The sequence below is a fragment of the Pedobacter panaciterrae genome (genome assembly GCF_013204795.1).
Lineage (GTDB): Bacteria > Bacteroidota > Bacteroidia > Sphingobacteriales > Sphingobacteriaceae > Pedobacter > Pedobacter panaciterrae.
The window spans coordinates 154,609-173,871 of record NZ_JABMKW010000020.1 but is presented as its reverse complement, the minus strand read 5'-3'; the positions used below and the strand labels follow the sequence as shown (position 1 = coordinate 173,871).

Below are 19,263 nucleotides of genomic sequence, written 5' to 3'. Positions count from 1 at the left end.
CTTAGAATCAGGATAATAAAAACAGCTTTAAATAAGATATAGGTACTCATGAGACGTAATTTAAATTCATATTATTTTATTACCCGAAATTAAATCTTCAGCTAAATACGTGCATAGTAAAAATCGACCGAATTTAAATAATTCTATTTTTGTTTTTTGGCTGTAATTGCCTTAAAGCCCGTTTCAAGTACCTCCTTTAGCAATTCTCTACTATAGCTATTTACGTATAGGCAGATATAAGGATAGTCTTTATAGTGCGGTGTCATGAAACAGCTTTCCGGATATTCCTCCAGGAATCTTTCTCTGCTTTCAAAATCCGTCCTTACAGCAAGCCATTCCCCATTCTCGTGCAGCCTGCAAAGCAAATTCTTTTTGATTTTTATTGAAGGGGTATCATAATGCGACAAGCTATCCGAAGCGTCAGGAAATTGCAGCGCAATTTGTCTTACAGGTTCAAAATCAACTGGATTGAAATTTATAGCCTTCATACCTATAAAGATAGGAGATCAATTACAAACACCAACTGATTGTATAAAAATTGTAAGTTTTCAATGTTTAAACCAGCGTAATTAGGTAATACATTAATTTTATGTCAGCAATGACAGAAAGGATATATTTCATCAGTGGCTTGGGGGCCGACAGGCGCGCATTTAAAAAGCTTGTTTTCCCACCTAATTTCGAACTGGTTTATCTGGATTGGATTCCTGCATTAAAAAATGAATCGCTCGAGGCATACGCGCTCCGATTGGCAGCTAAAATAGATGCCTCTTCTCCATTTTACTTAGTTGGCCTATCCTTTGGTGGCATGCTGGCTACTGAAATTTCTAAGCAATTGAAGCCGTCACATACTTTTCTCATTTCCAGTACACCCCTTTTTAAGGAATTACCATGGTACTATCGGATGGCAGGTAGTTTAAGCTTACAAAAAGCAATCCCTGTCAGCCTTTTAAAACGAGGGAACAACATTGGTTTGAAGTTCCTTGGCGCTAAAACACATGAAGAAATTAAACTACTGAAACAACTTGTGATAGATAGTGACCCTATTTTTATGAAATGGGCGTTAACTTGTATCTTAAACTGGCGGAATAAAGAAAGGCCAATAAATTTAACCCATATTCATGGAACGGCCGATAATATATTGCCATTCAGATATAACAAACCTGATATACGGATTGAAGGCGGTGGACATTTTATGGTTTATGCCAATGCAGATGTCATCTCTAAATTAATACTAAAACAAATTGCAGATTTATAAATATAATATGTTAAAAGAATCCCTAAAAATCCTCTTTACAAGAGATCTGAATAAAGTAAAGCTTGAAATTGAACAATATCAGAACGATAAAAACATTTGGCGAACTGAAAATGCGATAAGCAATTCTGCAGGTAATTTATGCTTGCACTTAGTGGGAAACCTGAATACTTTCATTGGTGCAGAACTTGGTAAAACCGGATATATCAGAAATAGAGAACTTGAGTTTTCACTAAAGGATGTTCCAAGAAATGAATTGATTAAACAAATTGAGGATACCATTAAAGTAGTTGCAGACTCCATCGACCAGTTAACCGAACAAGACCTGGAAAATGAATATCCGGAGGTAAAAGTTTTAGAGAATGACAGATCAGTAAAGTACATGTTGATTTACCTCAGCTCACATTTAGCTTATCACCTTGGTCAAATCAACTACCACAGACGCCTGTTAGATGTCTAGCTCAATTTAAGCTTTCTAATACTGAACAAATTGAATAAACATACCAATTTGAATAATGGTTAAATTAGTTCTAGTGCTTTTTAAGCATCAGGCATACCCTGAAAGGCCTTTAACGAGTAAGGAAATTTATCTTATTGTAAACAAGTATGAAAAAGTTAGAACTAAACAATTTAGGTGTTCAAGAAATGAACTCTGTTGAAATGACAAAAACTGATGGTGGCGGCATAGTATGGAGCTCTTTAGGTGCTTTATTAGGTAATGTTACTACTACTGTAAACGCTGTTCTTGGTGATACAACACAATTTTTATCTAAGCAACTAGCAACTGTTTTCAGTTTTATCCGTACTCTATAGGGGAGTTAGATTTGAAGGCCGGATGATTGAATGTACTCATTGAATTGTCCGGTCTTTTTTTTGCCCATAAATATCTAAATATTATTGCTGAACTGTAGAATTAAAGTAACTCATTTTAGTTATATTAGTAATGCAATACTTATGAGGACTTTATCTTTTCTGATCCTTCTGTTGGTCATTACCGGCTGCGACTTTAAAAATAAGTCTGCTGATACGCACACGATAGCCCCTATTGAAGGCAGCAAAAATCAATATATAACCACAAAGGAATATACAGGTGTAATCTTTGCTCCAGATACTTCGGCCAATGCCGATGAGGGCAGTGTCCAGTTTATGCCAACTGCTGAGGATATTGAAAACGCAGAGCGCATCTTCAAAATGTGCCTAAAAACAAGTAAAATCGATAAAGATGGTGTCATTGTAGATTCTACCAGAATCCAGGCACCGTCAGGGTATTTCAGACAATATCTTGGATACAAAAATAAAAACGGCGAAAAGGTTATTCTTTTAAACTGTTTTATTAAAAGTGCTGTGAGTAAAGATGAAACCTGGAAGAAAGAAATCATCGCATTTAAAGATGGTGGAAACAATTATTTCAGCGTACATATTAACCTTGCTACAAATGATTGCTTCAGCTTCTTTGTTAACGGAGGTGCCTGATTATACTGCCGTTACGTTTGCGAAGCCCTCACCCACTTTTGATCAATATATTCAATTAAAAAGAAGCTAAGCACAATAAAACCCAGTATGTACCTGCCAAGTTTAATCATAGCAAGTAAGCTTACGGTTAGTTGCGGATTAAACAGCGACAATAAAGTAAGCGAAAGTGCTACAATACCAAGAATAGCCATAAAAACAAGCGCATAAGTTTTAATACCAAATGGCTTAACTTTTTGGGCAAAAACTTTCCTGGTAACCATTGTTGCAAAACCATAAGGCAAACTGCTTACAGGTTCACTTTTCAGTGCAGTTGCCAATAATTCATCCAGCTTCTGATCCCTTTTGTCCTCTCTGTTCTCATTCGCTTCCATATCATTCATTTATTAAATAAATTTCCAGTTTTTCTTTCAATAATTTCTTTGCTCTGAACAAATAATTTTTGATGGTTCCTTCAGGCATTCCTGTGATCTCTTGTATTTCGAGGTAACTAAACTCCTCCAAATGAAACAAGGTAAGTACTGAGCGGTATTGCAAAGGCAGCTGTAACAACAAATGCTGCACATAAGCTGCAACATCCTTTTTAATCATAAGTCGCTCTGGTGTCTCCTCGCTAAAGTGGTAGTTATCTATTTCATCATTATCTGCCTCACTCTTATTTTGCAGTTCCTGTTTATATTTCCTCAGGTGGTTAATAGACGTCAGGTAAGCAATTCGGGCAATCCAGGTGCTTAGTTTAGATTGAAAGCCAAATTTATTCAGTCCCTGATATACCTTTATAAAAACCTCCTGACAAATATCAGTCGCATCCTCATCATTTTTTATTAGTCTGCTTGTTACATGAAATACAAGTTTCTCATACTGCTTAACCAGAGCTTCAAATGCTCTTGCATCACCTCGCAATATTTTGGCAACTAGTTCCTTTTCATTTAACATCGTATAGTAGACACCCGGATGCTGTGTAATGTTGCAGTTTCCACAAAAAAAATAATAATTTTAAAAAGATGTATTTTTCTGCAACCTTTTTATTGGCAGGCGTGTCTACTTGGGCAATAAATCACATTTAAAAACAGACATCATGGACCACATAGAAAGTATAACCATCTCAATATCATTATTCATTATTACAGCAATCGTTGTAATTGCCATTCTCAACTTCATTTTAAAGAATCGTCTAATCAACTCAGGGCTTACAAATCCCGAAATACTAAACTCACTGGGCCAATCATTTAACCATAAGGTTGCAGTACTTAAATGGGGTCTTATTCTTTTCTTTGGCGGAATAGGTTTAGTGGTTATCAATTACATTCCCGATGCCCAGGTTGATTCTCCCCTGCCTTATGGAATTGAAATGATCTTTATTGCCGCCGGTTTCCTTTCTTATTATTTCCTCGTTAAGAAATCTGAAAAAGACCAGGGCTAAAACAACCCAACCCTACTTCTTTAATTTACTGAACACAAAAAGGTCTTCAAGGGCAATGGTAGCGCTATGCGCTGTCCAAACCCTAAGGCGCTCCAAAAATCAAAACTCATGAAAAACCTCCAACTACGTTTATTTCTTATCATAGGCTTTTTCGCCATCATAACAAGTTATAATCAATCGGCTGCACAAACCAGAATACCCAACTTTTCTGTGAACGGAAAGGTTATGGATTCCGTCAGCAAAAAACCGGCCGGCTGGGCTACAATCAACATCATTAGTTCAACAAATGCAATTGTTAAAACAGGGATAAGCGACAGCACCGGTATATTTACACTAAGTCAAATACCGTCTGGAACATACAAACTTGAAATAGTGAGTATCGGCTATAAGGCCAAAACATTTGCAATATCTCTTCAGGATACTACAAAACTGCACGTTGATCAGGGTTTGGTCCTATTATCTCCAGACACCAAACAATTGAAAGGGGTAAACATTACCGGCAGCAAACCAATAGTCACTCAAGAGATAGACAGGCTTGTGTACGATCTACAAGCCGATCCGGATAGTAAAGGGAACAGCGTTCTGGAAATGATGCGTAAAATTCCTTTTGTTTCACTAGATGCAGAGCAAAACATCAGACTTAAAAATAGCACTAGTTTTAAGATCTTTATCAATGGCAGGCCATCTGGTATGATCGAGAATAACCCTAAGGAAGTTTTGCGCAGCATGCCTGCATCAACTATTGAAAAGATCGAAGTAATTACCAATCCACCAGCAAAATATGATGCAGAAGGATTCGCAGGAATCATCAATATCGTAACTAACAAAAAACCCGCCGATGGATACAATGGCTCTTTAAATCTCAATGAAAGTTTTCCTGCAGGTGGCCCGGGTGCTGGTGGATCTTTTAATTTTAAATCTGGTAAACTTATCGCTTCGGTATTCACCGGTGGCTCGCTTTCTAAAACCCCTGTCACAACAAATAATTTGATTAGAAATGCCATCGGCGATAACCCTCAAACCTTAACTCAAGATGGCGATAATAAATCTGACGGCAGAACCGGATATCTTGGAACCGATGTGAGCTATGAAATCACCCCACTACAGCTCATCTCAGCTCAGATCAATCTTAATGGCAACAAAAACGCCCAACTCAGCAACCAGGTCTCATCGCTCACTCAAAACGGAGAATTACTGCAAGGCTATCACATACAAAATACCTACGATGGCAATAGCGACTATATAGATGCCTCAGTTAACTATCAGATCTCTTCTAAATCAAAGAAAACAAGGGCGTTAACCCTATCCTATCGCTATACAAATTTTAATAGTGATGACCAAAACGGCCTCATTCTTAGTCAAATTACAAACTATCCCTATTCCGGATTTCTGCAAAATAATCACGCCGGTTCCAATGAGCATACTGCACAAGCTGACTACTCCGATAAGTTTAAAAACTGGGGACTGGAATCGGGCATTAAGGCTATCCTTAGAAACAACAGCAGCAATTTTGATTACTCTGCAGCTCAGTTTCAGGCTAACGATTTTGAGATTTCTCAGGATGTGTTTTCTGCCTACACTTCAATAGCATACAATTATGGAAAGAACATTGGGATAAAGGCTGGATTGCGTGCTGAGCAAACCATTGTAGATGGTGATATTTCTCAGGATTATTTAAACCTGATTCCCTCTTTATCAATCGCTTATCAGTTAAAGGGCGGCGATAACATTAGTTTTGGGTTTTCACAACGGTTAAGACGCCCTGGCATCAACAGGCTTAACCCTTTTGTAGACAGAAGTAACCCAAATACAGAATCAACCGGCAACCCTAACCTTATGCCCTCGTCTGTGAACAACATACTTGCAGGATATAACCACAATGGTAAAGTTTCTATTAATGTTGGATTAGCTTATTCATTATTTGATAATCTGGATTTCAGAATTTTCACTTATGATCCGACGTCCGGAATTACCAGAAATACATTTGCTAACATTGGAAAAGGCGCTGTTCTGGCAGCAGATCTCAATTTGGGATATACGGTAACCAAGAGTCTGAACTTTAATTTTAATGGGAGCTTTAATTATTTGGATATTAAAACTGAAGGAAATGTGATACCACATTCTAAAGATTTGTTTTACAATTTTACCTTAACAGGCGGATATCGTCCAACACCAAAATGGAGATTGGGCGCAAACCTCAGTGTAATTGGAAAAAACCCTGCTTCCAAAACATTTCAGTCTATAACACAAGGACAAGTAAATACCAGTTTCAGCAGCAGCCATGAACTCATCAAAGGAAAATTAAGCTTAACAGCAGCATTAAATAATCCCTTTTATAAGTTCAGAACCCTTAAAACAACCACCACCGGGTTCGATTTTACAGAGCTAAGCCACAACCAATCTTATCTCCGTTCATACAGAATCAGTCTGAACTATAATTTTGGAAGGCTAAAAGATGAGGTAAGGAAAACCAGGAGAGGAATTAAAAATGACGATGTTTCTAATTGAGAATTAACATTTGATATTCCGTATTACTTTATTCCTTATGACTTTGTCAATGCTACCTTAATTCCCAGAATAATAAATACAGCTCCCGAGATTTTGTTCAGCCAATTTTCAGTGTTAGGACTTCGGTTAAATAACTTAGCTACATTCCCACCCATCAGCGCCAGAAAAACACACCATGCAAGCGTGATCAAAAAGATAACTACCCCAAGAATAAGGTATGGAAATGGGCTATTTATTGACGAAGTTAAAACAAACTGGGGAAGGAAAGCCAGGAAAAACATGGCTATTTTCGGATTTAGAACATCACTTAAAAAAGCGGTCCAAAACATTTTTTCCATTCTTATATATTGAACTGGTATTGATTTTAACGCTGTACGATCACCCTTGCTGGAAAGTGCCTTATAGCCCATATAAATTAAATAGGCTGCACCTAAATATTTAACAATCATAAACGCTAAAGCAGATTTCGCGAGAATAAGTGATAATCCAAAAGCAGCTGCGCAGGTATGTACCAGTAAGCCCGTGCTTACACCTAATGCTGAGTACATACCGGCTTTTTTCCCGCTTGAAATACTTCTTGTTAAAACCAGTATGGTATCAATACCCGGGGTAATAACTACAATTATTGCTGACAATATAAAAGCACTGAAATTATCGATTCCGGTCATAGTCAAAGAGATTTAGTATTTCTGAAAATATTTTTGCTAAAATAAAGTAACAAACTGAAACTGCTAAGAAAAAATCGTCCTTTCTGTGCACCTTTGCACTTGCAAAAACGAGCGATGAGTTTATCAAACACAACAACTTCCCCTAATCATACCGTTCCCTTTGGCTGGATAGTCGGAATAACAAGTCTGGCCTTTGTAGTTGCACAGCTAGATGTTTCTATTGTAAATATTGCGTTGCCTCCTATTGCCAAAACCTATCAGGCCAGTATTTCTACCTTACAATGGGTAATAGATGCCTATACCCTTGCCTTTGCAGTGCTTATGCTATCTGCCGGCAATTTAAGCGATCTTTTAGGTGCAAAACGTATATTTCAACTTGGCATCTGTATTTTTGGGATCGCTTCTATAGGTTGTGGATTTGCCGGAAGCGCAGCTACCCTCATTGCATTTAGAGTACTGCAGGGAGTTGGTGCGGCCACCATGATCCCCAGTTCTCTTGCCATACTTAATCAGGCTTTTGCTCATGATCCTGCAAAGCGCGTACGTGCAGTAGGTTTGTGGACCGCGGCAGGAAGTGCCGCCATAGCTGCCGGTCCTATCGTTGGGGGCTTACTCATCCAGATCAGCAACTGGCGTTATATCTTTTTTGTGAATGTACCGCTTTGTCTGGCTGGTTTCCTGTTCAGTTTTCGTCTGGCACAAAATAAGACCTCGGTTAACAAAGGATTTGATATCGCCGGACAAATTACCTGGATGCTCTCCATTACAGCACTGATTGCGGTAATTATAGAATGGCCTAACTTTGGATTTAAAGATCCGGTAATATTTGGAGGCCTGCTTTTTAGTGCCGCTACGCTTGTGGCATTTTTAACTATCGAAAAAAGAGTGAATCACCCGATGCTGCCGCTTCATCTTTTTGACGCCCCTACGTTTAACGTACTGCTTTTACTTGGTGCCGTTTTAAATGGCGCTTACTATGGAACTGTTTTTACACTCAGTCTTTATCTGCAAAACGTACTCCATTATTCATCGCTCAACGCTGGCCTGGCTTTTCTACCTTTAACTGTAGGGTTCGTTATTTCCAATCTCATCAGCGGTCGTGTAATCAATAAATTTGGTATACGGAAACCAATTATAATAGGTCTTGCAATGTTTGCTGTTGGTTTTGCAGGGCTATTTATAGCTAAAGATAATACACCTTACTGGCAGTTATTCCTGCCATTTCTAATTATACCGATGGGTATGGGACTTGCCGTTCCCGCCATGACTAACGGTATTTTATCCAGCGTAGATAAATCATTGTCAGGTACTGCTTCTGCTGCATTAAATACCGTAAGGCAAGCTGCCGGAGCTATTGGGGTCGCAGTTTTTGGAGCTATTGGCGTAGGCGGAAGTGCCGCAATCCTACATTCTATCTCTGTTAGCGCCACAATTACAATAATAAGCACACTAGCAATAATTGGTTTAAACTTAAAATATTTAAAGTAGAATACACTTTTATGTAGGAACCTGATTATTTGGATATACATATACAAATCCAAGCGTTCTTAAGGTGTCTCTGTTATTGAGTTTCTGGTTCCTCACATTAAAACCGGAGTTGTTTCCATTAGTCATGTCATTTGCAGAAGTATTTCCTTCAACAGTCCGCATTTGCCCCCCTCCAAGCAGCTCATAACACTCCATGGCATGACCCCTTGTTGGATTGTTTATATATTGTGCTAAAGCCAAAGTGCCAATCGTTGGTACCGATGTGGTTAAGCCGGCCACCTTTTCAGATCCCTTCCAGCAATCCACACAATTAGCAGTAGCAGGAACCGGCGATTCCTTTTGATAGAAATCTTCAATTATTGCCACCTTCATCTGGGCAAAATCCAAACACCATGCATCTCCATTTCCGCCCGGCGTAAAACCCCCGGTAGTACCTTGCACTTCGCCAACGTCAGTTCCATAGTTGTTTCTCCCGTTTTCCTTAACACCCAGTTCTGCCAATGCTTCCTGTACTGCAATGCAAACCGAGCTTAGTTTTTTATTCGTCCAGAAATCCGGAATATTCCCGTTTGCAAAAAGATATGCCTCTAATCGCTGGCGCATGTTTGGATGAAGATGCCTGTCTTTCTTGTTCTTAATATCCTTGGTAATCAACGGACTATCCGTTATTACTGAAATATCAGATACAACCAGTTTTAACAAGCCTAAAGTTTTAGGGCCTATAACCCCCGATCCTTGTAGCTTATTTTTTAGCTGTAATGAGATCACAGCTTGCTGGGTATTCATTCCATAAATTCCATCTGCACCTTTCGGATCAAACCCAAGCTCAATTAATCTTTCTTGTAAGATTTTTACGTCTTTTGAAAAACTGCCATAGGCAGGAATTTTAGAAATTACTAGCGTTTTCATAGAAGTCTAATTAGTGAAAGCTATCACTAATATAGACATGAGCAGAAACTTGATAAATAGTCATTTCTAATCATTTTTAGTATCCCATATACCATACTAAATCCGTATCGTATGCAGATGATGCGTTTTTGGAGGGTAGTTTAAAATAACTACAATATGTTTGTTGAAACGGCTTTTAATGGCACTATTGGCCATTCCTATCAGTTTATTTAATTTATCCGTAAGCTCCCTAAAATGCTCTTTATCATCCGGGCTTTCAGAATCATCTATTATAGGCTCAAAGTAGATCACCTCTCTCTTCCGATATATTTTCATTAAATCCTCAGCCGGATTATGATCTATCAAAAAACGCACAATACTATCAACCAGTTTATCATAATGATAATTAATGATACGGTTTTTAGTCATTAAGGAAGGCACACTAAAGTTAGTGTGTGTATTTACCTTAATCTTATTCTCAGGAACAACTACATTATTAAAATCCAAGGTGTACAAACCTTGTTTATTGTCTATTTCCTTTATAAAAGTATAGACTTCGTCATGTTCAGGTGTAATATAAATGACGCTGGTTGATAGTTCGAAACTCATAACACTTGGCCCTTAGTTCAGTATAAAAATACTTTAAAAATTTAAATAATTTACTACCCCTGTTGCTTTTTCATAATGAGGCTCGTTCTATGGGTAATAACGTTAATGGCCATTAACATTACACTATTTTATTTCACAAAAACTTAAAAATGAAAACAACAAAAAACTACCTATCGCCAGTTGCCAAAACTTTAGTGTTTGCCTTAACGTTAACAAGTATCTTTAGTTCATGTAAAAAGGATAAAGATCCTAATCCACAAACACCTAAGCCAGCAAATTTATCAATAATCCATGCCGCGCCAGGAACGCCTGAGCTTTCTTTCTTTGTAGATAAAGTAAAAAAGAATACGAAAGCATTAACGTACAACACGGTAATCGAATACCAATCAATCAGTTCAGGCAAACGGGAATTAAGCGTTACTAAAAAAGATGTATCCGATATTCTTGTAAAAGCCGATGTAACCCTGGCCGCAGATAAATCTTACTCGGTATTTGTTGCAGATAAAACAGGCAATGCACTTGTATTTGTTGCTGATGATCTAACTGCTCCAGCTGCTGATAAAGCAAAAATCCGTTTCATTAACTTAAGTCCTGATGCAGGCTCACTTGATTTGGCTGTTACCGGAAAAACAGAAGTACTTCTGGCTAAAAAAGCATTTAAAGAATCAACCGATTTCACCAATACCACAGAGGTTGGCGCCGAGATCAACTTTGAGATCAGAGAAAATGGCAAGACAACCGTACTTGCTACACTTCCAAAAGTTAAAATTGAAAAAGGAAAAGTATATACGATCTATGCAAAAGGCCTTAAAGCCGCAACAGACGACACCAAACTTGGTTTAACGGTTCTTACCAACAAATAACCGCCTATTATTTCTGGGGCTGCACTTTCTTATTTATAAAAGGATTTGTGTAGCCCCATTTATGAATACCAGTTGGCGTAGAATATATAAATCCTGGAAGAGTGCTAAGAAAACTCCCGAAGCTTAAGGAAATTATTGCAGGCGTTGCTGATCAAAAAAACGCTTCAAAGGAAGTCATGTATAAAACCTACTACGGGTATTTAATGGCAGTTACCATGCGTTACATCAACAACAGAAGTGATTCGGAAGAACTTGTAAATGATACGTTTATCAAGATATTTAATCATATCACACAATTTCAGCTATTAGAATCTGCAATAGACCCCGAAAAAACATTTCGAGGTTGGATGGCAAAGATAGCCTCACGCAATTGCATAGATTACCTCCGTAAAAGGAGAACCATCAACGAGGAATTTGACGATATAGGCGAAGAAAAACATCCACAGATCTATAGTCGTGCATTAGATCAGCTGTATGTTGAGGACATCTTAAAATTACTTAATACACTTCCTGAGTCGCAAAGGATAATCTTTAATATGTTCGAAATCGAGGGATTCTCTCATGATGAGATCTCAAAAACTTTAGGTATACCCGAAAATATCTGCAGAGTATACTTAGGCAGGGCTAAGCAAAAATTAAGAAAACTTTATAATGAATCTTTAATTGTTGAAGATGGAACATACGGATAGAGGGCTTGAAGTGATTAAATCACTTCTACAAAACAACGAAGAAGCCTACAAAGAAGGCTCATGGGAATCATTTTCAAAACAACAGCCGGCAAAAACTAAAACAAGCGGGTGGTATTGGTTTTCAGGAATTGCTGCGTCACTCCTGCTAATTTGCCTTACTTTTATATTCAGCTACAATCCCGGTCCTAAACCGGTACCATTAGCGAAGTTCAAAACTAAACCGGTGCAAAAAGAAGTCATACAAGAAGTCCAGGTTAAGAAGCTCAATACAACCAATCATCACCCCGTTCAAATTAACAAAAAGCAAGCTGAAATTAGGCTTGTAAACAGTACGATTCCGGAACAAGATAAACCCGCACCTGAAAATACCATGGTAGCGCAGGCAAAACCAAATGAAGAGCAGATTGTTGCAGCTCGTGCACCTCGCAGCAAAAAAATAATTCCTTATACAACATACCAGGAAACCGAAAGCGTTAAAAAAACCAAAAAAGAACCTAATTGGATAGTTGGATTGGGCATGGCTACCGACTTTAGCAATTCAAAGAAATTGGGATTAGCATTTGAAGCCGTAGTAGGTTATGCCTTAAATCCAAAAATCACGATAATGTTAGGCGCAGGCTATCGGGAATCCTCTGCTTTTAAAGATAATGATGGATCAACCTTAAGCGCCACAGACGAAAAACAATTAGAATCGGCCACCGTTCGGTTATCAGGGGTCGAAATTCCATTAGGACTAAGATATAACGTTAACCAACGTCTATATGCCAAAGTTGGCGTTTCGGCCTTTGCAACTATAAAACAAAGGGGTGAGCTAACTTATGTCAGTACAGTTTCCCACACGCAAAGTATTGTAGATCCAAATGGAGAAGTATACGATAAAACCTTTACCAGTGAAGAAAGATCCGTGGTAGACATTGAAGATCAACCTCAGAATAAAGAAAAATACAAAAGCTTTATCAATATCTCTTTCGGGTACAAGTATCCTTTCTTAAAAAACAGAACCATTACGCTTGAACCTTTCTTTAAATTACCCATGCAAAGTTCTAAAATAGAAAATGTAAAGTTTTCGTCTGCCGGATTAAGGCTTGGTATCGATTTTTAGAGCCCTAGAACATAATATTCTTCAAAACAATGGTTAAATTGTATCTATAAGATTTTATTTACCATGGAAACTATAGAAATCAACCACGACATTCCAGTAATTTATGTAACGGCCTCTTCTTTTCCAGACGGAGTAATGGCCGCTCACCAAAAATTGCATTCACTTGTATCATTTAACGAAAACCGACAATATTTCGGTCTTTCACGTCCCGAGAACGATGGAGGCATTATTTATAAAGCCGCAGCCGAAGAATTGCAACCTGGTGAAGCCAAAGCCCTTGGGTTGGAAACAATATCCATAAAGGCCGGTAGATACAGCTGTATCACTATTACTGATTTCATGAAAGATATACCAGCCATAGGCAAAGCCTTTGACCAATTAACCGATCTACCGGGAATTGATATGGAAGGATACTGTGTTGAACTCTACCCCAATCAAACAGATGTAAAGTGCATGATAAGGATGCAAGATTAGAATACCAACAGTACATTATCTATTTTTGCCCGCTGATCCTTAATACTTTTTTTCATCACCTCCAACGCATGATCCGAGATTTGCCAGCCTAATGGCAGCACAGGCCAGTTCCCCGCAATCATCTCCCGTGTGGGCTGAATTTTGTTATAGCTCCACCCTTTCATTTTCTGTCGCGCTGCCATCACCTTATTAATCGTATCAGCCTTAAGTGCATTACTACTAATGGTCTCCAAAATCCCTAATGCCGGAGCTACTACCTCATACAAATTCTTATCCTGAGTTGGATACTCAACAGATAGAATGCTATTAGAAATCGAAAGCACATTTATCGTAACATTAAGCCCCGCAAACTCATCTTCTGCAAGCACCCGCTCAAATACAGCAATTACCTGCCTCGAGGTCTCTGCGCCAGAATTTTCCAGTGTTCCGCCATCAGTAAAATGATGCTTCTCATCAAACTTACCTGTCGGACATACATACGGAAAACGCGCACTCAGGAAAGCGGCCGCAGAAAGTGACAGGTCAAGTTTTTTTGCCCTCATCAAATCCTGTATAAAAACACAGCTTGGAAAATCATCCTTCTCTAACAACACAGGAGCAACAATTCCCTTCTTACCCGTATTAATATCATAGGTATTGGAAAAAAGCAAGGGCAAGTCCATATTATCCTTCTTCCAGGCCTCTCTCAATGTGATATCATAGTCCATTCCAAACTTATCCTTCAGTATCCCCTCAAAACCTCGTTCCTGCAGGCGGGAACGATCGTCATACCAGTTCCCTCCAATCATGGTCATAAACAGGTCCCTTCCAAAAACCCCCACCACATTCGCTGTCAGGTAATCGTACTCATATACCTTGGTGTTATCGGGATAAAACCTTCCGGAAGAAATACTATCCCTGGCCTTAAGCCTGTCTGCTGTCAAAAGAGAAAAGCCTATAGTCCCTCCAGATGCACCCGAAAAAGAAAATACATGATGCTGAAAATCATCACTTATCCGCTTACTGCCACGTGAGGCAAGTACCAGGGAATCCATTTCACTCACAACCATAGTGGCCCACACAGAAGCCCTGATCCCGCCGCCATAAGAATTTAAAAAAAATACAGGGTAAGGCTTATTGTGCTCAGCCTGGTATGTCGCAATTTCTCCTCGTCTATGCTCCAGCCAACTACGGATATGAGTAGATAATGCCACTGGCTCTTCTCCTTTGGCCACAACGGTGTTCACCTTATGAAAATCACTTATCTTTACATAAGAGACCAAAAACCCTATTAACAGAAGCAGCGTAATCCATTGCACTTTAGTCCGTTTACCTAATACAAGCAGATAAGAGAATATCAGCGCATAACAGATCAATGCCGCAATAACAATGGAAAGTGTAAAGAACCTAAACTTAGCAATAAGCGCAAAGAGTATCGGGGGAATGTTAAACAGAATAAACACCACAGCCAGCAGCAACCCAACAATCAGTACAACAGGTGCAACCTCTATATTTTGTACAAAAAAAATCTTAGTCCGGTAAGTGGTAGTAATCAGAAAAGCAAAAGATAATAAAAACAGATCCAGAGAAAGGTATGAAAGCCGGCCATACTGTTCCACTTCCATATCCCTGATGAAATAGAAGGCGATCATCAAGAGAAAAAACAGTATCATCACCATCATATAGCGCAAAGCGGAAAACACCCCACGTGGCGCAAAAAAAGAGTCCAGTGTATTGTATTTTAACATTTGCTTGTAGCCCACCAAGACAACCAGCAATATGACCATCACAGGCACATCATCCAAAAGGTAAGGCATATGGTACTGCTGCATGGTCTTTAGAATCCCCACTGCCGGAATCAAAAAAGTAAGCGTCCCTAACAGCCTTGCATAATCCACCGAGCTCTTTCCCGCCATCACAAAACCCTTTGGCACCGTCAACATTAAATCCGTAAATCCACCAGCATATAGCTTGGGCAAATACCAGTTTATCGTCGCTAAAACCGAGATCGAAAAGAGAAAGATTATGGTTCCCCAAAAGGAGGTATTAATCGTAATCAGCAGATCCTGTCCCTGATCAGAAAAGATCAAAAATCCAAACAGCACAAAAAGTACAATCAGCACAATACGAAACATCCATCCCAAACGTAGTCCGAATAAAAAGTTATCCGATAGCCCCGAAAGCCAGCCGGTAAGCCGTTTAAAAATACTGATAGACCAACCAAATGAAAATAGTGTTAAAACCAGGAGAATAAACTTAAACAAGGCGGGAAAAAAAACATAAGCTGCCAATCCGGATTTCACAAAATCACTCAGCCTATCTGGTGAGGGACCTTCCGGATTTAACCTTTTAAAAAGATCAATAGATTCCAGGATATAGTAGTTTTCGACAAGATCAAGTATACCGATCGCTATTACCGTTCCCGAAAACAGCCAAAACTGTCTGCTTGTAATTCTGTCTTTTGAAGGATAAACATTCTTGTAATAATGCCAAAACAACAAAATCAATCCAAACACATAAAAAAGTATAAACCAATAGTCGGCATGCGTTTGGCGTTCTACCGCATCCACACCCCTAATCTTTTCCCCCGGCTCACTATACTTAATCTTTTTGCCCGGCGACACAGTGCTATCCATTGTCACCGAGTCAGCCGGGTTTGTCCAGTCCCGTTCAAAAACATAATTTTCAGGGCGGTTCCATTCCGAAAAAATCCGGTATTGAATACTATTAGACCTGGTAAGTTCCAGTGAAAGAATCCCCGAAGGCGCACTGTCCGAGAAAAGAAGATGATGATTTCTGCTGGTCATACTTCCCGTAACCAACAAACCGGCAATTGCTGCAAGGGATAGCAGTTTGAATAGTTTCATACTGAGAGATTAAGATGATTTAAAATAAATCTACTTCATAATAGGCTGGTAACCAACCTGCTCATCGTCAAACAACTATTGCAAATGTCCAAATATGCATTGGTAACTACAACTAAAATATTTTCACCAGCGACTTTAGCTGTGTTAAATCACTTTCCAGGGGTCTTGGAGCAAAAATACTTTTTACAAAATGGTTTTTATCTATCAGTAAATATCTTGGAATACTCGTGATCCCCATAAATTTAGAGAGCTCTGATGAGAACTCATTCTCTACCAGGTACTGATCGTTTTCTATTTTATCACTTACAGTCGCTTTCATCCAGGCTGCTTTGTCTTTGTCAAGTGAAAAGTAAACTACTGCAACACCATTTTCCGTCATCCATTTCTTTGCATCGGCAGATTCCGCAATATCTACTCGGCAAGCGCCACACCAGCTCGCCCACAAATCTATATATACAGCCTTTCCAGGATAAACGGCTAATACTTCTCTTAAACTCTTCTTCATTCCATTTGAATAAGTGGTCAACAAAGTGCCATCTAATACCTTATCTGTCAATGGCTTGTTCAGCAAGAAATAATTTAATTCAGATTCCCTGATGTACGCTAAATAGCTGGGATCCTTTACCTCAGTATAAGCAGACCGGACCATGGATGATAAAGCGCTGTCATCTATTGGAATTTTTCTCTGCGCACAGGCACCAATTAAACTTGCAATTGCATAATCTTTACTTTTACCTTTTAACTCACTCTTTATTTTCTTTTCAATCTCCTTCAAATTCACCGTGCCTTCAATTTCTTTAAACCTTACATATCGATTATACACTGCATACTTGTACTCATTAGCGCTTAACAAGTGGTCATCGTTAAATCCGATTTTTTTCAATTCGTTAAGATATTCCTTTGGAACGCTGTCTGCAGCCATGTCTGAAACCGGTGAATACAAGGAATTCGCATAATAATACCCAATCTTACTTCTAGCAATATGAGTAAGTGATTTAGAAATAGGGTAAAGTTTTAAAAGCGATTCCAATTGTTCGTTTTTATCTTTATACCATTTATCAAGGGTTATTTTATAATTCAGTAAATTGTTTTTATTGTGCCGCAGCTCTTTACTGATAATATATCTTGGTGGCTTTTGCGGACCTCCCGTAAAATCAGTTATGTTTGCAAACACCTGGTAATTAGCTGCATGTTTCCCAAAAAACTTAATCTTTGCATCCAGACCTGCGCCATCAATCGTAAATCTTATGGTGTCTCCTGGCATTACATATACCTGCCAATTCCTCAACATTATACTCAAATAAACAAACTGGGGTTTGTTTATGCCAAAAGCGCCCTTAAGCTGATTGTTTTGTGTATAACACGTCAATAGATTTTTAGGCTCCTGTGTGTAAAATAATAAAGGCTCATTGATAAAAATATGATCTATCTTTTCGTGGGTGGCCGTACCCGAGAGGGTTACTTTGTCCTGGCTTTGTGCCATTGCAGATGAGAATATAATCAGGAATGCTAAGAGGAGCGTTATTTTCATGCGATTTACATTGGTTACTAAATATAGCGAAAATAGATTCTCAATTTAAATTGACTAAAAACAGACCCCTTTTATTATCTAGTTATCTCCTTTTTTACATTTAATTAAAAAGAACGGCTGGTTCTCGCTGATTTCTGTAATTTCAAATAAACCTGCTTGGTCAAACTCTGCATGGATCGATTCCCTATCATAAAAATACATGTTTACACCATCATATATTTCATAGCGATCCTTGCTAATAAACTTGCCCTGTCCGTAGGTATGCGCTTCTTTTGAAATACCCGTAAATACCATATAACCATTCTCTGATAGCTGATTATAGCAATCGAAAACTAGCTTTTCCCTTTCACTACTATCTAATAAATGAATTAAACCATAACAGAATATCCCGTTATATTGGTTTTTATCAAATGGCATATCAGTTACAGAGCCATGATGAATAATCATATCTGTTCCATAATGTTTTCTCGCCATTTCAATGGCAGTCTTTGAAATCTCGATCCCTGTTACCGTGATCCCGTTTTCTTTAAAAATTTGTGCATTCCTTCCGTAACCAATTCCAGGTATCAAAATATTCTTCAGAGATTTCTGAACAAAAAAATCCTTTGTCAGTACAGCAGATTTTGCCGGCTCAAAGCCCCACATCTCCTGTTTTTCGCCAAATGCTGATTCCCAGAACTCTGGTTTTCCGGATTCATTAACCATAATCTTTATATGCTATTGAGTATGCAATTTACCAAGAATACTCAACAGCTCACCACACGAGGCTCAATGCAATAGTAATTAAACAATCAAATGACTATGGCCTATGTTCAACCTGATTTAAATAGAATCAATTTTATTTTCAACTCTTTTCCATACTTCTGTGAATCCAAGGCTTTCAGCCCCGTCTTTACCTTCTACCATTCCATTCAAAACGAGCAGTTTTTATCATCGCTAAACTTATATCTTAGTTTATACGTCTTTCCGGCTAAGGCATAGGTAGCGCCCTGGGTTTCGCTCTTAATAATTTCAGAATAGGTCTCATTATCGTTTATTACATAATTATCCTGATGAGTAATAATAGATCCGTTTTGAGTGATCCGCATGTTAAAAAACTTACCATCTGCATCAAAGAATTTCAACAAACCTGGAATTGCAACCCTGCTTTCAGAACCATTAGTTGCCAATCGCGTTAGCTCCCATGCGCCATTAAATAAAGCAGAATTCGATTCTTGTGCAGAAAGTTTGGTAAAAGAGACAAATAGTAATAAAACGATTGTAATACCTTTGAGCGTTAATTTTTTCATGTTATTTGGTTATAACACTAATATAAGAAATCAAACTAAAATCTAGAATTTTTCATAAGTCTGCCGTCATATTACCTCACAGTAGAAATATTTGATTGCAGATTTAGCGGAAGTTACTATTGACTTTGTTAAAAATGTCCGCGCACAGATTACAAAATAGCGG

The 19,263-nt window shown here is 38.4% G+C and carries 21 protein-coding genes; 11 read left to right on the top strand and 10 right to left on the bottom strand.

Features of this window, described 5'->3' with window-relative positions:
- Positions 1 to 143: 143 nt before the first annotated feature.
- Entirely contained in the window at positions 144 to 488 is a 345-nt protein-coding gene (locus HQN86_RS19555; RefSeq protein WP_172662579.1) for a hypothetical protein, read from the bottom strand.
- 110 nt (positions 489 to 598) lie between these two features.
- Here HQN86_RS19555 and HQN86_RS19550 point away from each other — a divergent pair, with 110 nt between their 5' ends.
- From HQN86_RS19550 to HQN86_RS19535, 4 genes are all read left to right on the top strand, one after another.
- On the top strand, positions 599 to 1,255 hold the full coding sequence (locus tag HQN86_RS19550) for an alpha/beta hydrolase (protein ID WP_172662578.1): 657 nt from the start codon (positions 599 to 601) through the stop codon (positions 1,253 to 1,255).
- A gap of 7 nt (positions 1,256 to 1,262) precedes the next feature.
- Positions 1,263 to 1,712, top strand: coding sequence for a DUF1572 family protein (locus HQN86_RS19545; RefSeq protein WP_172662577.1), 450 nt, complete (start codon positions 1,263 to 1,265; stop codon positions 1,710 to 1,712).
- Between the two features lie 146 nt (positions 1,713 to 1,858).
- Positions 1,859 to 2,065: a hypothetical protein gene (locus HQN86_RS19540; protein ID WP_048905896.1), complete on the top strand. Its 207-nt coding sequence runs from the start codon at positions 1,859 to 1,861 to the stop codon at positions 2,063 to 2,065.
- 141 nt (positions 2,066 to 2,206) lie between these two features.
- Entirely contained in the window at positions 2,207 to 2,725 is a 519-nt protein-coding gene (locus HQN86_RS19535) for a hypothetical protein (RefSeq protein WP_172662576.1), read from the top strand.
- Between the two features lie 11 nt (positions 2,726 to 2,736).
- Here the strand turns inward: HQN86_RS19535 and HQN86_RS19530 are convergent, their stop codons facing one another.
- Both HQN86_RS19530 and HQN86_RS19525 read right to left on the bottom strand, forming a co-directional pair.
- Positions 2,737 to 3,096, bottom strand: coding sequence for a hypothetical protein (locus HQN86_RS19530; RefSeq protein ID WP_172662575.1), 360 nt, complete (start codon positions 3,094 to 3,096; stop codon positions 2,737 to 2,739).
- A 1-nt stretch (position 3,097) separates the two neighbouring features.
- Positions 3,098 to 3,658, bottom strand: a complete 561-nt coding sequence (locus HQN86_RS19525) for an RNA polymerase sigma factor (RefSeq protein ID WP_172662574.1) — start codon at positions 3,656 to 3,658, stop codon at positions 3,098 to 3,100.
- A 142-nt stretch (positions 3,659 to 3,800) separates the two neighbouring features.
- Between HQN86_RS19525 and HQN86_RS19520 the strand changes: the two genes are divergently transcribed.
- Positions 3,801 to 4,145 (top strand): hypothetical protein, encoded by a 345-nt coding sequence (locus tag HQN86_RS19520; RefSeq protein WP_172662573.1) that lies wholly within the window; start codon positions 3,801 to 3,803, stop codon positions 4,143 to 4,145.
- 108 nt (positions 4,146 to 4,253) lie between these two features.
- A complete protein-coding gene (locus HQN86_RS19515) occupies positions 4,254 to 6,653 on the top strand; it encodes an outer membrane beta-barrel family protein (RefSeq protein ID WP_172662572.1) in 2,400 nt (799 codons plus the stop codon).
- Positions 6,654 to 6,688: 35 nt separating this feature from the next.
- Here the strand turns inward: HQN86_RS19515 and HQN86_RS19510 are convergent, their stop codons facing one another.
- The gene (locus HQN86_RS19510) at positions 6,689 to 7,321 is read right to left on the bottom strand and encodes a LysE family translocator (protein WP_172662571.1); all 633 of its coding nucleotides are present in this window, start codon (positions 7,319 to 7,321) and stop codon (positions 6,689 to 6,691) included.
- 114 nt (positions 7,322 to 7,435) lie between these two features.
- Here HQN86_RS19510 and HQN86_RS19505 point away from each other — a divergent pair, with 114 nt between their 5' ends.
- Positions 7,436 to 8,809, top strand: coding sequence for an MFS transporter (locus HQN86_RS19505; RefSeq protein WP_172662570.1), 1,374 nt, complete (start codon positions 7,436 to 7,438; stop codon positions 8,807 to 8,809).
- Positions 8,810 to 8,818: 9 nt separating this feature from the next.
- Here the strand turns inward: HQN86_RS19505 and HQN86_RS19500 are convergent, their stop codons facing one another.
- Entirely contained in the window at positions 8,819 to 9,718 is a 900-nt protein-coding gene (locus tag HQN86_RS19500) for a peptidoglycan-binding domain-containing protein (RefSeq protein ID WP_172662569.1), read from the bottom strand.
- A gap of 96 nt (positions 9,719 to 9,814) precedes the next feature.
- Complete coding sequence (locus HQN86_RS19495; RefSeq protein WP_172662568.1) at positions 9,815 to 10,306, bottom strand: hypothetical protein; 492 nt, start codon at positions 10,304 to 10,306, stop codon at positions 9,815 to 9,817.
- A 149-nt stretch (positions 10,307 to 10,455) separates the two neighbouring features.
- Here HQN86_RS19495 and HQN86_RS19490 point away from each other — a divergent pair, with 149 nt between their 5' ends.
- From HQN86_RS19490 to HQN86_RS19475, 4 genes are all read left to right on the top strand, one after another.
- Complete coding sequence (locus tag HQN86_RS19490; RefSeq protein ID WP_172662567.1) at positions 10,456 to 11,169, top strand: DUF4397 domain-containing protein; 714 nt, start codon at positions 10,456 to 10,458, stop codon at positions 11,167 to 11,169.
- 101 nt (positions 11,170 to 11,270) lie between these two features.
- On the top strand, positions 11,271 to 11,858 hold the full coding sequence (locus tag HQN86_RS19485) for an RNA polymerase sigma factor (RefSeq protein ID WP_172662566.1): 588 nt from the start codon (positions 11,271 to 11,273) through the stop codon (positions 11,856 to 11,858).
- Entirely contained in the window at positions 11,842 to 12,960 is a 1,119-nt protein-coding gene (locus HQN86_RS19480) for an outer membrane beta-barrel protein (protein WP_172662565.1), read from the top strand. The genes HQN86_RS19485 and HQN86_RS19480 overlap by 17 nt, the downstream gene beginning before the upstream one ends.
- A 63-nt stretch (positions 12,961 to 13,023) precedes the next feature.
- Entirely contained in the window at positions 13,024 to 13,434 is a 411-nt protein-coding gene (locus HQN86_RS19475; protein WP_172662564.1) for a transcriptional regulator, read from the top strand.
- On the opposite strand, the gene HQN86_RS19470 is transcribed toward HQN86_RS19475, so the two are convergent.
- The 4 genes from HQN86_RS19470 to HQN86_RS19455 all read right to left on the bottom strand — a co-directional run bounded on the left by HQN86_RS19470 (position 13,431) and on the right by HQN86_RS19455 (position 19,100).
- Positions 13,431 to 16,280, bottom strand: a complete 2,850-nt coding sequence (locus HQN86_RS19470) for a hypothetical protein (RefSeq protein WP_172662563.1) — start codon at positions 16,278 to 16,280, stop codon at positions 13,431 to 13,433. The two genes, HQN86_RS19475 and HQN86_RS19470, sit on opposite strands and share 4 nt — an antisense overlap.
- A 112-nt stretch (positions 16,281 to 16,392) precedes the next feature.
- Complete coding sequence (locus tag HQN86_RS19465) at positions 16,393 to 17,811, bottom strand: TlpA family protein disulfide reductase (RefSeq protein WP_172662562.1); 1,419 nt, start codon at positions 17,809 to 17,811, stop codon at positions 16,393 to 16,395.
- Positions 17,812 to 17,889: 78 nt separating this feature from the next.
- Positions 17,890 to 18,516 (bottom strand): class I SAM-dependent methyltransferase, encoded by a 627-nt coding sequence (locus tag HQN86_RS19460; RefSeq protein ID WP_172662561.1) that lies wholly within the window; start codon positions 18,514 to 18,516, stop codon positions 17,890 to 17,892.
- A gap of 206 nt (positions 18,517 to 18,722) precedes the next feature.
- Positions 18,723 to 19,100, bottom strand: a complete 378-nt coding sequence (locus HQN86_RS19455) for a DUF4488 domain-containing protein (protein ID WP_172662560.1) — start codon at positions 19,098 to 19,100, stop codon at positions 18,723 to 18,725.
- Positions 19,101 to 19,263 lie beyond the last annotated feature (163 nt).